Source organism: Pseudomonas sp. MWU13-2517, assembly GCF_023242545.1.
Lineage (GTDB): Bacteria > Pseudomonadota > Gammaproteobacteria > Pseudomonadales > Pseudomonadaceae > Aquipseudomonas.
In genome coordinates, this window is record NZ_JALMFA010000004.1 from 76,104 (window position 1) to 90,448 (window position 14,345).

Annotated in this window: 12 protein-coding genes; 8 read left to right on the top strand and 4 right to left on the bottom strand. The window is 61.1% G+C overall.

Annotation, left to right across the window (positions count from 1 at the left end):
• The first annotated feature begins 35 nt into the window (after positions 1–35).
• From M5B97_RS07240 to M5B97_RS07260, 5 genes are all read left to right on the top strand, one after another.
• Entirely contained in the window at positions 36–785 is a 750-nt protein-coding gene (locus tag M5B97_RS07240; RefSeq protein WP_123714742.1) for an SDR family NAD(P)-dependent oxidoreductase, read from the top strand.
• A gap of 13 nt (positions 786–798) precedes the next feature.
• Positions 799–1,092: a hypothetical protein gene (locus M5B97_RS07245; RefSeq protein ID WP_248731129.1), complete on the top strand. Its 294-nt coding sequence runs from the start codon at positions 799–801 to the stop codon at positions 1,090–1,092.
• A 31-nt stretch (positions 1,093–1,123) separates the two neighbouring features.
• Positions 1,124–2,098 (top strand): GTP-binding protein, encoded by a 975-nt coding sequence (locus tag M5B97_RS07250; protein WP_248731130.1) that lies wholly within the window; start codon positions 1,124–1,126, stop codon positions 2,096–2,098.
• Positions 2,095–3,270, top strand: a complete 1,176-nt coding sequence (locus tag M5B97_RS07255; protein ID WP_123714745.1) for a PotD/PotF family extracellular solute-binding protein — start codon at positions 2,095–2,097, stop codon at positions 3,268–3,270. The genes M5B97_RS07250 and M5B97_RS07255 overlap by 4 nt, the downstream gene beginning before the upstream one ends.
• 206 nt (positions 3,271–3,476) lie before the next feature.
• On the top strand, positions 3,477–5,813 hold the full coding sequence (locus M5B97_RS07260) for a GGDEF domain-containing protein (protein WP_248731131.1): 2,337 nt from the start codon (positions 3,477–3,479) through the stop codon (positions 5,811–5,813).
• A 63-nt stretch (positions 5,814–5,876) separates the two neighbouring features.
• Here the strand turns inward: M5B97_RS07260 and M5B97_RS07265 are convergent, their stop codons facing one another.
• Positions 5,877–8,294 carry a glucose/quinate/shikimate family membrane-bound PQQ-dependent dehydrogenase gene (locus tag M5B97_RS07265; protein WP_248731132.1) on the bottom strand — a complete coding sequence of 806 codons (2,418 nt, stop codon included), beginning with the start codon at positions 8,292–8,294 and terminating at the stop codon, positions 5,877–5,879.
• A 623-nt stretch (positions 8,295–8,917) separates the two neighbouring features.
• Complete coding sequence (locus M5B97_RS07270; protein ID WP_248731133.1) at positions 8,918–10,936, bottom strand: TonB-dependent receptor; 2,019 nt, start codon at positions 10,934–10,936, stop codon at positions 8,918–8,920.
• A gap of 212 nt (positions 10,937–11,148) precedes the next feature.
• On the opposite strand from M5B97_RS07270, the gene M5B97_RS07275 reads away from it, so the two are divergent.
• Entirely contained in the window at positions 11,149–11,382 is a 234-nt protein-coding gene (locus M5B97_RS07275) for a VF530 family protein (protein ID WP_024073644.1), read from the top strand.
• 4 nt (positions 11,383–11,386) lie between these two features.
• Positions 11,387–12,010 (top strand): Pr6Pr family membrane protein, encoded by a 624-nt coding sequence (locus tag M5B97_RS07280; protein ID WP_248731134.1) that lies wholly within the window; start codon positions 11,387–11,389, stop codon positions 12,008–12,010.
• A 1-nt stretch (position 12,011) separates the two neighbouring features.
• Here M5B97_RS07280 and M5B97_RS07285 read toward each other — a convergent pair whose 3' ends face one another.
• Positions 12,012–12,779, bottom strand: a complete 768-nt coding sequence (locus tag M5B97_RS07285) for a siderophore-interacting protein (RefSeq protein ID WP_248731135.1) — start codon at positions 12,777–12,779, stop codon at positions 12,012–12,014.
• Positions 12,776–13,318 carry a PadR family transcriptional regulator gene (locus M5B97_RS07290; RefSeq protein WP_123714751.1) on the bottom strand — a complete coding sequence of 181 codons (543 nt, stop codon included), beginning with the start codon at positions 13,316–13,318 and terminating at the stop codon, positions 12,776–12,778. The genes M5B97_RS07285 and M5B97_RS07290 overlap by 4 nt, the downstream gene beginning before the upstream one ends.
• Before the next feature lie 455 nt (positions 13,319–13,773).
• Here M5B97_RS07290 and M5B97_RS07295 point away from each other — a divergent pair, with 455 nt between their 5' ends.
• Positions 13,774–14,274 (top strand): CS1 type fimbrial major subunit, encoded by a 501-nt coding sequence (locus M5B97_RS07295; RefSeq protein WP_248731136.1) that lies wholly within the window; start codon positions 13,774–13,776, stop codon positions 14,272–14,274.
• Positions 14,275–14,345: the final 71 nt, after the last annotated feature.

A 14,345-nucleotide genomic window follows, 5' to 3' on the forward strand; every position in this document is an offset into this window, starting at 1 on the left:
CCACAGGGGGACGGTGTTTAACAGGAGAATTTCAGATGCCCCAACTCATTAACCGCCGCGCCGTGATCACCGGCGCCGGCAGTGGCATCGGTGCCGCCATCGCGCGCGCCTACGCCGGCGAGGGTGCCCGCTTGTTGCTGGCCGACCGCAATGCCGCCAGCCTTGCCGAAACCGCAATCACCTGCCGCAACCTTGGCGCCGAGGTCGTCGAATGCCTGGCCGATGTCGGCTGCGTCGAAGGCGCCCAGGCCAGTGTCGACCGTTGTGTCGAGCATTTCGGTGGCATTGATATCCTGGTGAACAACGCCGGCATGCTCACCCAGGCGCGCTGCGTCGACCTCACCCTTGAAATGTGGAACGACATGCTGCGCGTCGACCTCACCAGCGTATTCGTCGCCAGCCAGCGCGCCTTGCCTCATATGCTCGCGCAGCGGTGGGGGCGGATCATCAACGTGGCCTCGCAACTGGGTATCAAGGGGGGCGCCGAACTGACCCATTACGCGGCTGCCAAGGCGGGGGTGATCGGGTTCACCAAGTCCCTGGCGCTGGAAGTGGCCAAGGACAATGTGCTGGTCAACGCCATTGCTCCCGGCCCGATCGAAACGCCATTGGTCGGCGGTATCAGCGACACCTGGAAACGCGCCAAGGCCGCCGAGTTGCCCCTGGGGCGCTTCGGTTTGGCTGATGAAGTGGCGCCCACGGCCGTGCTGCTGGCCAGCGAGCCAGGCGGCAATCTGTTCGTCGGCCAGACCCTCGGCCCGAACTCCGGCGATGTCATGCCATGAGCGGGGTTTAGCGATGTGCGGACTCTGCGGCTTGCTCGGCGAAGACCTGCACTGGAGCGATCCGTTGGGCGATGAACTGCCCAGGCGCCGCGAGCGCTTGCGTCGGATCGCGGCGATCAATCAGGTGCTGGCAGTGTTTCGGCTCAAGGTCGAGGACTTTCAGGGCGCCTCTTATCTGCTGCTGGGCGCCACCGGCAAACAGGCGTTGGCCAGTGGCCTGGATCAACTGTGGCAGGCGGCTGAAAGCATGCTTGGGCGACCGTTGGATCCGCTTGATCCAACACTGCTTGAGTATCTGGAACACTGAATCCGCCACATTGATAAGTACGGAAACGACTATGAGCATGGCCCTGAATGTGATCACCGGCTTCCTCGGCAGCGGCAAAACCACTTTGCTCAAGCGCCTGCTGCAAGGCGAAAGTCTTGGCGACACGGCGTTGCTGATCAATGAGTTCGGCGATGTCGGCATTGATCATCTGCTGGTGGAAGAGGTCGCGCCGGACACCGTGCTGCTGCCCAGCGGCTGTGTCTGTTGTTCGATTCGCGGTGAGTTGAAAGAGGCATTGCTCAGCCTGTTGCAACGCCGCGAGCGGGGTGAGATCCCGGCGTTCAAACGGGTGATCCTCGAGACGACTGGCCTGGCCGATCCGGCGCCGATCCTCGCCACGCTCAATAACGACATGCAACTGCGTGGGCGCTTCCATATCGGTTTGGTGGTCACCTTGGTGGACGCCAGCCACGCCGCGCTGCAGGAGCGTTTGCACCCCGAATGGCTGGCTCAGGTCGCCGCGGCGGATCGGCTGCTGCTGAGCAAAACCGACGTGATGGGCGACTGCGATGCGTTGCGCGCGCATCTGCAGGCACTCAACGCCGGTACGCCTATCCTCACGACTCAGGACATCCATAGCGGCGATCAACTGCTGCTCGGCGAGGGTTTGCGCAGCGCCGAACCCGCTGTGGAAGTCAATCGCTGGCAATTGCATAAAACCACGCCCACTTCCCACGGCGCGGCGCGGGTGTGTTGCCTGACCTTCGAGCAGCCGCTGGACTGGGTCGGTTTCGGGGTGTGGTTATCGATGCTGTTAAGATGCCATGGCGAACGAATCCTTCGCGTCAAAGGACTGCTCAACGTGAACGCAAGCTCGGCCCCTATCGTCATTCATGGCGTGCAGCATTGCCTGCATGCCCCGGTTCACTTGCCTGCATGGCCGGGCAGCGATCGGCAATCGCGCCTGGTATTTATCCTGCGCGGCCTCGACCCGGCGCTGTTGCGTCGCTCCTTTGAAGTGTTCTCACGGCGGTTCGCGACATGATTACCCTACGTGTCCTGGGCACGTCCGTGACCCTGCTCGAATGCTTGCGTGTGCGTGCCGAACAGGAGCTGGGCATTCGCCTGGTGTACCAGGTGCACGATGTCGAACAGGCCCAGCGCATTGCCGTGATGCAACCCGACAGCTATGACCTGTACGACCAGTGGTTCCACAACGTCGACTTCGTGTGGCCGGCGCGGGCGATCCAGCCCATCGACACCCGGCGTATTGCGCTGTGGCACGAGATTAATGACCTGCCCAAGCGCGGTCGCCTGTCGGCCAATGACCGCCTCGGCAGTGGCAGTGTGCCGAGCGAGCGCCTGTTCGTGCAGCACGACGGCAGCCTCGGCAGCACGGTGACCGAGCGCATCAGCATGCTGCCGCTGACCCACAATGCCGACAGTTTCGCCTATCGCCCCGAGCGCTTGCCCGACGGCTTCAGCCACGGCAATGAAAGCTGGGGCTGGCTGCTGGACCCGGCGTGGCGCGCGCGCACCGCGCTGCAAAGCGACGCCGCCATCGGCGCCCTCGACGCGGCACTGGCGGTGCAGGGGGCAGGGCTGGCGCAGTTCAAGGACATCGGCAACATGAGCATCGAAGAAATCGATGTGCTCGCCGATATTCTGGTACGCAAACAGAAGGAAGGGCATTTCGCCGCATTCTGGTCGGATGATGAAGAAGCTGCGCAACTGATGCTCAGCCCGAGTATCGATATCCAGAGCCTGTGGTCGCCGACCTTGATGCGCCTGCACCGCGCCGGTGTGAAATACCGCCTGGCGGTGCCCCGCGAAGGCTATCGCGCCTGGTTTGGCGGCTTGTCGTTGTCACGTTATGCCCAGGGGCCGGTGCTGGATGCGGCCTATGCCTACCTCAATTGGTGGTTGTCCGGCTGGCCCGGGGCGGTGATGGCGCGCCAGGGTTACTACATCGGTAACCCGGCACGCAGCCGTGATCACCTGACCCGCGCCGAGTGGGATTACTGGTACGCCGGCAAGCCTGCACGGGAGGAACTGATGGGCAGCGATGGCTTGCCCTTGATCGATGTGGGCGATGTGCGCGATGGCGGTTCCTATGAGCAGCGCATGGGAAATGTCGCGGTGTGGAATTCGGTGATGGATGAGCACAACTACCTGGTGCGCCGCTGGGGGGACTTCATGCGCGCACGCAGCGCTTAATCCGGACAATCCTCAAGCGCCAATAAAGTGACGCGAGCGTTCCAGCTTCTATGGGTGTACTTATCTCAGGTCCCAGCTAATCTGCTAAAACAGAACATCCGAGCAAAATGGATGTTTTTTTGACGCCAGATCAGCAGTCGCCAGGGAGGCGCATGACACAGGGACGGCTTGGCAGAGAGCGGCGAATACTGCCCGAGGGCACTGCGATGAAGTGGCGTCACACTTTTCAGACCCGCGTTGCCGGGGTCTTGGCGCTGTTGCTGCTGGTAGTCGTTGCGGCCACCTATTTTGCTGTCCAGGCCGCCACCACTCGCGCGGTAGAGAACCAGGCCGAGGTGCAGTTGGCAACCGGCCGCCAGGTGTTCGAGCGGCTGCTGGATCTGCGTGGGCGCCGGCTGCAATACGGGTTGGACTGGCTCACCGTCGATGGCCCTTTCATACGCGCCGTCGCCGATGGCGGCGCCGAACCTATCCTGGCCGAGCTGCGTCGTCATAGCGCCGGCATCAGTTCCAGCGAGGTGTTTGTGCTGGACCTGAAGGGGCAGGTCATGGTCAGTACCTTGCCGATACTCACCCGTGGCCAGCCGTTCCCCTATGACCATGCATTGCGCCAGGCGCTGCGCAATGGCCTGCAAATGTTGATCGTGGCCATGGACGGGCAGCCTTACTTGCTGGTGCAGGATGTGGTCCTCGATCCGCAGCCCATTGCCCGAGTGGTCATGGGGTTTCCCATGGACACGCTGTTCGCCGATGAACTGCGCTCCATGAGCAACCTGGAGGTATCGTTCCTCAGCGTGCAGAACGGCCAGGTCGGACGCCTGTTCACCACTCAACCCTACGAGTACCAGGCCGGCATCATCGAGCGGCTGCGTGACGAGCACCTGAACCCCGAAGCGCAGATGGGTGTGTTTCATGGCAAGCGTGTACTCAGCCAGGTCCTGCCGTTGGCCAATACCGGCGATGGCGATGAGGTGCGCGTATTGCTGCAAAGCCCGCTGGACCATGCACTGGAATCCTTTGCTCCGCTGGACCGGCAATTTCTCGGGATTGCCTTGGCCGTGTTGCTGGTTGCGCTGGCGGCAGCGCTGCTCATGGCTCGCCGTGTATCGCGGCCCCTTGATGCCTTGGTGGCGGCGGCCGGGCGGATTGGTGCCGGTGACTATCGCACGCCCGTGCAGGTGCGCGGCCACGATGAATTCGGCTTGCTGGCCCGTGCCTTCAATGCGATGCAAAGCGGCATCGCCGTGCGTGAGCGGCAGTTGGCCCATAATGCCTTGCATGACCCACTCACCGGCCTGCCCAATCGCGCCCTGGCGATGGAGCGCCTGGGCAGCGCGATCAGCGCACAACGCCCCGTGGTGTTGTTGTACATCGGCATTGAAAATTACCGGGTGATCAACGAGGGCTTCGGCCCTGAAGGGGTCGAGGACATGCTGCGCGAAGCCAGCCGCTGTTTGTCCATGAGCCTGCTGGCCGGCGACACTGCCGCACGCATTGCCGGCAGCGAGTTTCTGCTGCTGTTGGAAAACACTGAGATCGACCGTGCCGTGGCCCGTGCCGACCACCTGTATGGACTGCTCACCGAGCCCCAGCGCATCGGCCATGACGAAGTGCGCCATGAAGTCAGCATTGGCATCGCCGCCTACCCCGCCGACGGCCAGCAGGTGGAAGAGTTGATCAGCCGCGCCACCATCGCCCGGCATGATGCGGCGACCTCGCCGGGCCACTTGCAGGTCTACCAGCAGGACCGCGATCTGGCCCACCAGCGCCAGATCACCCTGATCCGCGACCTGCGCCGCGCGGTGATCGAGGACGAATTGTTCCTGTGTTATCAGCCCAAGCTCGACCTCAACCATGGGCACGTGCGCCAGGCGGAAGCGCTGCTGCGCTGGCAGCATCCAACCCTGGGCCAGGTGTCACCCAGCGAGTTCATCCCCCTGGCCGAGCGCACCGGCAGCATGGGGGGCCTGACCCTGTGGGTCATCGAAGAGGCGATCCGGCAAATCGCCGAATGGGGACAACGGGATTTGCATATCCAGTTGTCGGTGAATATCTCAGTGGATGATCTGGCCGATGATGACCTGGCTATTCGTGTGACCGCCTTGCTGATCCAATACGAGGTGGCGGCCGAGCAACTGATCTTTGAAATCACCGAAAGCGCGATCATGCACAACCCGCAGCAGGCCCTGAGGGTGCTGGAACAATTGCGCGGTTGTGGCATCAGCCTGTCGGTGGATGATTTCGGCACCGGTTATTCCTCGTTGGCGCAATTGCAGCGCCTGCCGGTGCAGGAGTTGAAGATCGACCAATCGTTTGTGCGTAACCTCGACAGCACCACCGGTGACGGCGTGATCGTACGCTCGACCATCGAAATGAGCCACAACCTGGGGCTCAGGGTGGTGGCCGAGGGTGTGGAGTTCGAGCCCAGCCTGAAATTGCTCAAGCAGTGGAAATGCGACACCGCCCAGGGCTACCTGATCGGCCGGCCGCTGAACGCCATGGCATTCGAGATGTGGATGCGGCGTGAGCATTTTCTGCTCTAGCGGCGGGCACAAAAAAAGGCGGCTACCCCTGGGTAGCCGCCTTTGTTTTGCCGCCGGGATTGCTTATTCCGGCAGTTTGAACGCCATCACATAGTCACCCTGCTTGGTGCCCAGGGAGCCATGACCGCCGGCCATGACCAGCACGTATTGCTTGCCGTCCTTGCCGGTGTAAGTCATCGGTGTGGTTTGCGCGCCTGCAGGCAGGCGGCCTTCCCACAGTTGCTTGCCGTTTTTCACGTCATAGGCACGCAGGTACTGGTCCAGGGTGCCGCTGAGGAAGGCGACGCCACCGGCCGTGGTGAACGTACCACCCAGGCTCGGCACGCCCATGGTCAGTGGAACCGGAACCGGCGAGCTGTCGCGCACGGTGCCGTTTTTGTGCATCCAGATGGTTTTGTGGGTGGTCAGGTCGACCGCCGCCACGTAACCCCAGGCCGGCGCCTGGCACGGCAGGCCCATCGGCGACAGCAGGGCTTCGAGGATCACGCCGTACGGCGCGCCTTTGTTTGGCTGTACGCCTTCGGTTTCGCTGACGCGTGGGCCTTGTTTGGCGATGTCGGCAGCCGGGATCAGTTTCGATTTGAACGCCATGTAGCTCGGGTTCACGAACGCGATCTGGCGGACCGGATCGACGGAGATACCACCCCAGTCGAACACGCCGAAGTTACCTGGGTACACGATCGAACCTTGCAGCGACGGCGGGGTGAACGGACCGTCGTAGCGCATCGACTTGAAGTCGATCCGGCAGATCAGTTGATCGAACGGCGTCACGCCCCACATGTCACGCTCCTTGAGGGGCGGAGGCATGAAGTTCAGGTCGGACTTCGGTTGAGTCGGGGAGGTGTGATCGCCGGCCACTGCGCCTTGCGGTACAGGGATTTCGTTGATCGGCACCACCGGTTGGCCGTTGGTACGGTCCAGCACGTAGATGCTGCCTTGCTTGGTCGATGCCATTACCGCTTGCTTGACGCCGTCGGCGGTCTTGATGTCGATCAGGCTTGGCTGGCCGCCCACGTCCATGTCCCACAGGTCATGGTGAGTGAACTGGAAGGTCCACTTCACATGGCCGGTGTCGATGTCCAGTGCGGTCAGGCCGGCGCTGTACTTCTCAGAGGCCGGGGTACGGTCGCCGCCATACTGGTCGGGCATCTGGTTGCCCATCGGCAGGTACAGCATGCCGAGTTTTTCATCGACGCTGAACATGGACCACATGTTCGGCGAGTTGCGGGTGTAGGTTTTGCCTTCGGCCAACGGGGTGGTGTCGTCCGGGTTGCCGCTGTCCCAGTTCCACACCAGCTTGCCGGTGTGCACGTCGAACGCGCGGATCACACCGCTTGGCTCGTCGGTGGAAACGTTATCGGTCACGTGACCGCCGATCACGACCAGGTTTTTGGTCACGGCCGGAGGCGACGTGGAGTAGTAACCGCCTGGGGCAAAGCTGCCGATGTTGGCACGCAGGTCGACCTGGCCTTTGTCACCGAAGTCTTCGCACATCTTGCCGGTGTCGGCGTTCAGGGCGATCAGGCGGGTGTCGGCGGTCGGCACGAAAATGCGTTTCGGGCATACGGCGCTGGCGGGCGCCGGGCTTGCGCTGCCGGTAGGGCTCTGCTCGGAGGCGTACACGGCGTCATCGTGATACGACACGCCACGGCAGGTCATGTGCGCCCAACCCTTGAAGTTTGCCGCACCTTCGGTGCTCAGCTTCGGATCGAAACGCCAGATTTCCTTGCCGGTGTCCGGGTCCAGGGCAATCACCTGGCTGTGCGGTGTACACACGTAGAGCATGCCGTTGACTTTCAGCGGGGTGTTTTCCGCGGTGGTTTCACCGGGGTCGCCTGGGCCAGGGATGTCACCGGTACGGTAAGTCCAGGCCGGCACCAGCTTATGGGCGTTTTCCGGAGTGATCTGCGCCAGTGGCGAGTAACGATCACCGAAGGCCGAACGGCCGTAGGAGTTCCATTCACCATCGGCCTGGCTCGGTGCTGCGCTGGCCATGCCAGGCACGGCGTCGCGGTCCAATTGGCCGGTCTTGACCATCTCGCCCGGGTTGGTGAATTGGCTGGCAACCGCCGTAGCGCCGGCCAGTACTACGGCCACGCTCAGTGCCGCGGTGCCCAGCGGCGCCGCTTGACCACGCAGCAGCGGACGGCGGAACCACGGGAGCAACATGACGATGCCCAAAGCGAACAACAGCGCCAGGCGTGGCACCAACTGCCACCAGTCCAGGCCGACTTCCCAGAGTGCCCACACGGTACTGGCGAACAGCACCAGTGCGTACAGACCCAGTGCAGCACGGCGAGTCGCCAGCAGCAGCACGCCGGTCAGGGCAATACCGATACCGGCCAGCAGGTAGTACAGCGACCCGCCGAGCATGCTCAGCTTGACGCCACCGGCCAGCAAGGCCAGGCCCATGATCAGCAGCAAGACGCCTAGCAACCTGGGCAGCAGGCGGCTTGGGCTTGAGGCACCATCAGTGCTCATAGTGTGTTTCTCCGTTACGTTGGAATTATGTAACCCCGTGCTTCACTGTAGATGACGATTAGGCGCGGGCTTGGTTCATCGTTGTTTTTGGTTTTTCTGGGGCTGGCGGGGTTATCCACAGGTGGGCGATTTATTCCCAGGCGCAGTCAGGTGCAAGACAGCGCTGTCTTTAAGCAGGGAAAAAATCGGCAAGATGAGGTCGACCGCAGGCGTGAAACGTTTCAGTTTATTGCGGGCAAGGATAATGCGCCGGCGCACCAAGAGAAAGCACGAATCGCAAGATGCATCGTTTCATAATTGGTAACAGTGACAAAGTGTCGCTGCGAAAAACGAGTGGGAGAAGGCTGCTCTCACGGGCGATGGCTCAGTCAAGCGCTACATCGCCCGACACGTCGCCATCGGGAACAGGGGCAGGGGATTGGCTGATGCCAGTCAGTTAAGGGTGAACGCTGTATGTGTGGCGAGGGAGCTTGCTCCCGTTGGGCCGCGAAGCGGCCCCGCTCTTTGTTTATAAAGCATGGGACTGCTGCGCAGTCCAACGGGAGCAAGCTCCCTCGCCACAGGTTACTTTTTAGCCTTTCTCTTTTCTTAACTGACCGGCATTTGGGGATTGGCTGTGTTTTTTAGAAAGTGGTGCGGATGCCGAACTGCACACTGCGCCCCGGTGCCGGCGCGATATCTCGCAGAATCGAGCTGGCATACCGCACAGTCTGGTTAGTCAGGTTTTCGCCGTTCACAAACGCCAGCCACTGGCTGCCGCCCACATTGAAGCGATAACCCGCGCTGGCGCCCAAGGTGGTGTAGCCATCAGTGCCGCTTTCGTTATCCGGCACACGTCCTTGGCCTGCGGCGTGTTCCACATCAATGCGCGCCTGCCAGCGGTCCAGTTCCCACATCAAACCGCTGTTCAAACGCAGCGGCGCGATGCGTGGCAAGGCTTCGCCGGTGTCCAGGTTGGTGGCGCGGGTGTAGTCGCCCGACAGTTCCAATGCGAACTTACCGTAGGCGCCTTCGCCCAGCTTCCAGTGATCCTGTGCTTCGAAGCCGGCGAAACGTGCACGTACGCCAGAGTATTTGTACTCGGGGATCCCGCCGGCATCTTCTTCACCTTCATCGTTCAAGGTGCGCCCGCTGCCCAGCAAGCCGATGTAATTGGAGAAACGGCTGTAGAACACCCCAAAGCTGCCCTTGTGGATGCCGTTGTCAAAGCGCAGGGCCAGGTCGCTGGACACGGCTTTTTCTTTCGACAGGTTGGCATCGCCCACCTCGTAAGTGCCGGTGGCAACGTGGGCGCCATTGGCATACAGCTCGTAGAACGTCGGAGCGCGCTCGGTGTAGCCCAGGGTGGCGGCCAGGGACCATACCGGCGTGAGGCTATATACCGCGCCTGACGACAGGCTGCCGGCGGTGAAGTCATTGGATGTGTCGGCATTGGCGAAACGCGCGTTGCCCTTGGCGTCCGGGTCGATGCTGGTGTGCTCCAGGCGCCCGCCGAGGCTGAGTTTCAGGCGCTCGGTGGCTTGCATTTCTTCGAGGATGAACAGCGCACCGGCGTTGGTATCGGTCTGCGGCACGAAGGCCTCTTCGCCGAGGGCCGAGAATTCGTTGCGGCTCACTTGGGCACCGACCACACCCTCAAACGGGCCGATAGGCAAGTGACGGCCCTCGACCCGCGCTTCGTAGCCTTTGTTCTTGAAGGTGGTGCCGGTTTCGCCGCCTTCAATCTCCCGGTGCTGGTAGTCGGTATAACCCGCGTCGACTTTCACCGAACTGAACGGACCTTGCAGGTTGCGCAGCTCGGACGCAAAGGCGTAGTGATCCTGCTTCATGCGGATACGCACGTCCTGCTCGGCGGGCGAGCCGTAATTGCTGTCGTAGTTGCTGTAGGACAGACCGGCATAACCGTCATCCCAGGTGTAGGAGCCCCCCACCGCGCCGCCGTCCTGGCGCCCGCTGCTATTACCCAGTCGGCCATCTTTGCCTGGGCCGTTTTCACTTTCTGCAGCGTGACGGCTGCGTGCATAGCCAGGGATTTTCAGGTCGTTGAATTCCCGCGCATTGGCATCCAGGTGCAAGGCGAAGGTGCCATTACCGGCCTCCAGTTTGCCCGCGCTGCTACGGGTGGTGTCGGCGCCGCCGTAGCGCAATTCACCGGCACCGTGGATGCCTTCGATGGCCTCGGTGGGGATGCGGTTGTCGAACGTGTTGACCACGCCACCAATGGCACTGCCACCGTATAGCAGTGCGGCAGGGCCGCGTACGATCTCGATGCGATCAACGTTGATCGGGTCCAGCGGCACGGCGTGGTCATAGGACAGGGACGAGGCATCCAGCGCACCCACACCATTACGCAGGATGCGAATACGATCGCCATCCTGGCCGCGAATGATCGGCCGGCTGGCACCGGGGCCAAAATACGACGACGACACACCCGGTTGCTTGTTCAGGGTTTCGCCCAGGCTGCCTTTTTGTTGCAGGGTCAGGTCATCGCCTTCGAGCACGGTAGTCGGCGACGCGAGTTGTTCGCTACCCAACGGGTTGGCAGTGATGACTTGAGGTTGCAGTTCCAGGGCGTGGGCTTCGGAGCAGATCAGCAAGGTGGCGGCGAGCGGGGTCAAGCGCCAGAGAGAAGAGCGGGACATCGGACATTCCTTGGCAAAACGGCGAAAAAGAGCAGGCTCAAGACGGTATCGAACCGGTCATATTTGATATTTGTCGTTACAATATAACATCTCTTTTTTCGCTGAATAGGGGAACTTTTCCTCAAGGTCTATATTCAATGCAGTGCTTCCACCTGTACGCCCCGTCGGCTAAGGTGCGCGGCTGTGTTTCCTCTTTTTGCAAAAGGCCCGGCATGACCGCGACAAGCAACGACCCGCTCCACGGTGTGACCCTGCAACACGTCCTCACCACCCTGGTGGAACATTACGAATGGGCGGGCTTGGCCGAACGCATTGATATCCGCTGTTTCAAGAGCGATCCGAGTATTAAGTCGAGCCTGACATTCCTGCGCAAAACCCCTTGGGCGCGGGAGAAAGTCGAAGGGTTGTACGTGAAACTGATGCGCACCAAACGCCCGCTGGATTGATTCCATGAAGTGTTTTGTGGCCGCGGCGGCACTGGCCGGTTGGGTCGGGTTGGCGATTCAGCAGTACCTGATTCTCTATTCGCGCTGGTTCACCGGCGCCAGTCTGATGGGCGGGTTGATCAACTTTTTCAGTTTCTTCACGGTACTGACCAACACCCTGGTGGTCGTGGCGCTCAGCTATGCGCTGGTCAATCGCGACTCAGCCGCCAGGCGGTTTTTCCTGGCCCCCACGGTCAGCAGTGCAATCGCCGCGAGCATCGTCGTGGTGAGCCTGGCCTACAACCTGTTGCTGCGGCATTTGTGGAGCCCGACAGGTTTTCAATTCATTGCCGATGAATTGCTGCATGACGTGATGCCAATCCTGTTTTTGATCTATTGGTGGCGGTGTGTGCCCAAGGGGCATTTGCGCCTCAGGCACATCGGCGCCTGGGTGATCTACCCGTTGGTGTATTTCGGCTATGTGCTGCTGCGTGGGGATTTGCTCGGGCAGTATCAGTACCCGTTCATCGATGTCGGCACCCTGGGTTATCCACAGGTGTTTGTGAACGCAGGGGGGATTCTGGCGGGGTTTGTCGCGATCGCGCTGGCGGTCGTGGGGCTGGACAGAATCATCAAGCCCCGCGCCTGACTCACTCCTCGTCGCTGCCCTCGGCACGCCAGTAGCCCACGGCCTTGAGGAACTCTTCATTGACCTGGTGGGTGTCGAGCAAGACACGACGCACCTGGCGCGACAATTTGCTTTCGGTCGCCACGAAGCTGTACAGCGAGCCACTCGGCAGCGTCAGCGTGCGCACGGTGTCCAGCAAGTCATCCTGGCCACGGATCACCCAGATCACTTCCACATCGGCGGCACTCTGCAGGGGCTGCCGTTCCGCCGCATCGGCGATTTCAATCACCGCCAGCACCTGGCGCCCGGCGGGCAGTTCTTCCAGGCGGCGGGCGATGGCGGGCAGGGCGGTTTCATCGCCGATCAACAGGTAGCTGTCGAAAATATCCGGCACGATCATCGAACCCCGTGGCCCGCCGATATACAGGTGCTGGCCGACCTGTGCCTGGTCTGCCCAGGTGGAGGCGGGGCCGTCGCCGTGCAGCACGAAATCGATGTCCAGCTCGCCGATGCTCAGGTCGAAGCGCCGTGGCGTGTAGTCGCGCATGGCGGGTTGTGGGCCGTCACCCTTGATGTTGAATGCAGGGCTTTCCAGCGCCGCCTGTTCGGCGGCGTTCTGTGGGAACAGCAGCTTGATGTGATCGTCACTGCCCAGGCTGACGAACCCCTCCAGCTCAGGGCCGCCCAGCGTGATGCGCCGCATGCGCGGTGTGATATCCACCACCCTCAATACCTGCAGGCGGCGACGTTTGATTTCGTGAGTAACGCGATGGATGGCTTGAGTATTCATTGAGCTTTCCCGTCGGCAATGGCTTGAGCGGTGCCGTTGAGCAGCGCCGCGACACGAACGATTTCTTCCGGGCTCCAGCGCCCGTGATGCGAGTGCAAGGCATGGCGCAGGTTGTGCACCGCTTCGTGGATTTCCGGCGGGCGGTCATGGCCGCGAAGCGAACGTTTGCTGACGTCGAGGCGCATGCGTACACCTTCCAGGGCAACAGCTTGCTCGCTTAGGAAGAGACGACCGGCGTCGGTAATTGTGTAGCGTTTTTTTCCGCCTTCGGTATCGCCGGTGATCAGCTCGCTTTCCTCGAGGAAGGTCAGTGTCGGGTAAATCACCCCCGGGCTTGGGCTATAGGCGCCATCGAACAGAGCTTCTATCTGGCGGATCAGGTCGTAGCCATGGCACGGCTGCTCAGCGATCAGCGCCGGCAGCAGCAATTTCAGATCGCCCGGTGCAAATACACGGGGCCCACGGCCGCCGCGTTCGCGCCCAGGGCGTTTTTCGAAACCATCGTGATGAGGGTGGGGATGGGGGTGATGCTCTCTCATGTGCGTGCTCTCCGTTTTGGTTAGATATAACGTAAGATATATCTTTTGTCCGGCGCAACTCCTTCGGACGAATGGCGCACCTGTCACCATCGCCCCCTCTCAGGCGTGAAACCGAGACGAATTCATATCTGGAAAGAACTCTGTTAGTTGTATAAGTGCGCAGTTGTAATATTGTTCTGACGGACCGAGCCGTTAAAAAACATCCTCGTTTAATTGAACGTAGTCTTATTCTTACAGTTAATTAATAAGTTTTGGCAAAATGCCATATCTTTCCTATTGGCTTAATCGTTCTCGGGCTACTGAATACGAAGAAACAACCTGCTTACGTGTTGGATAACTCACGGGATACTTGTGCCGCGTTGAAACTTTCGCAGTTGTCAATGCACGTTATTGGAAAGCGCCGAGGCGTGTTCCGTAACGCCAACTCCTTTAAGTTTGAAGACAGGTATTCAGTCATGTTGAAAAAAATCGCCATTGCATCGCCACTGGCCGCCGTTGTGCTGGGTTCGTCCCTGGCGTTTGCCGCGGATGATGCGCGCACTTCCATCCAGATCAAGGCGGACATTCCCACCAAGCAGTTCCACGCCCAGCCGCTGGACCCGAACTTCGGTAAAGACGAAGTCATGAACTACAACCCGGTCAGCGGTGAGTTGAGCTCGCTGCGTGCAACCTTCAACGTCAAGCACACCGACGGTTCCGTGCACGCCTACATTGAAGGTGGCCCTACGGCAGCCGCGCTGTACAACGGCAGTAACAGCATCGCGCTGACCAATACGTTCAACGGCGTCGTGCTGACCGCTTCACCTCAAGAAGTGGTGGATGATCCTCAATCCACCCCGGGCACCCAGGCTGACCTGGTGATCACTCCGGCCAAACCGGCGGACAACCAGAACGGCCTGTACACCGCCAACTACACCGTGATCTTTGACGCCGTGCCGCGCTCTCCGGCCCTCTAAGACCCTCGTGTGGTGGAACGCCCGACGCTTGCGACAAGCGCCGGGCGTTGATAAAGGGGCGACGGCCTGTC

Bases quoted from the DNA above. Each gene is read 5' to 3' on its own strand.
- M5B97_RS07260 (WP_248731131.1), top strand. From the start codon at position 3,477: ATGAAGTGGCGTCACACTTTTCAGACCCGCGTTGCCGGGGTCTTGGCG.
- M5B97_RS07275 (WP_024073644.1), top strand. From the start codon at position 11,149: ATGACCGCGACAAGCAACGACCCGCTCCACGGTGTGACCCTGCAACAC.
- M5B97_RS07265 (WP_248731132.1), bottom strand. From the start codon at position 8,294: ATGAGCACTGATGGTGCCTCAAGCCCAAGCCGCCTGCTGCCCAGGTTG.
- M5B97_RS07280 (WP_248731134.1), top strand. From the start codon at position 11,387: ATGAAGTGTTTTGTGGCCGCGGCGGCACTGGCCGGTTGGGTCGGGTTG.
- M5B97_RS07255 (WP_123714745.1), top strand. From the start codon at position 2,095: ATGATTACCCTACGTGTCCTGGGCACGTCCGTGACCCTGCTCGAATGC.
- M5B97_RS07240 (WP_123714742.1), top strand. From the start codon at position 36: ATGCCCCAACTCATTAACCGCCGCGCCGTGATCACCGGCGCCGGCAGT.
- M5B97_RS07290 (WP_123714751.1), bottom strand. From the start codon at position 13,318: ATGAGAGAGCATCACCCCCATCCCCACCCTCATCACGATGGTTTCGAA.
- M5B97_RS07245 (WP_248731129.1), top strand. From the start codon at position 799: ATGTGCGGACTCTGCGGCTTGCTCGGCGAAGACCTGCACTGGAGCGAT.
- M5B97_RS07250 (WP_248731130.1), top strand. From the start codon at position 1,124: ATGAGCATGGCCCTGAATGTGATCACCGGCTTCCTCGGCAGCGGCAAA.
- M5B97_RS07270 (WP_248731133.1), bottom strand. From the start codon at position 10,936: ATGTCCCGCTCTTCTCTCTGGCGCTTGACCCCGCTCGCCGCCACCTTG.
- M5B97_RS07285 (WP_248731135.1), bottom strand. From the start codon at position 12,779: ATGAATACTCAAGCCATCCATCGCGTTACTCACGAAATCAAACGTCGC.
- M5B97_RS07295 (WP_248731136.1), top strand. From the start codon at position 13,774: ATGTTGAAAAAAATCGCCATTGCATCGCCACTGGCCGCCGTTGTGCTG.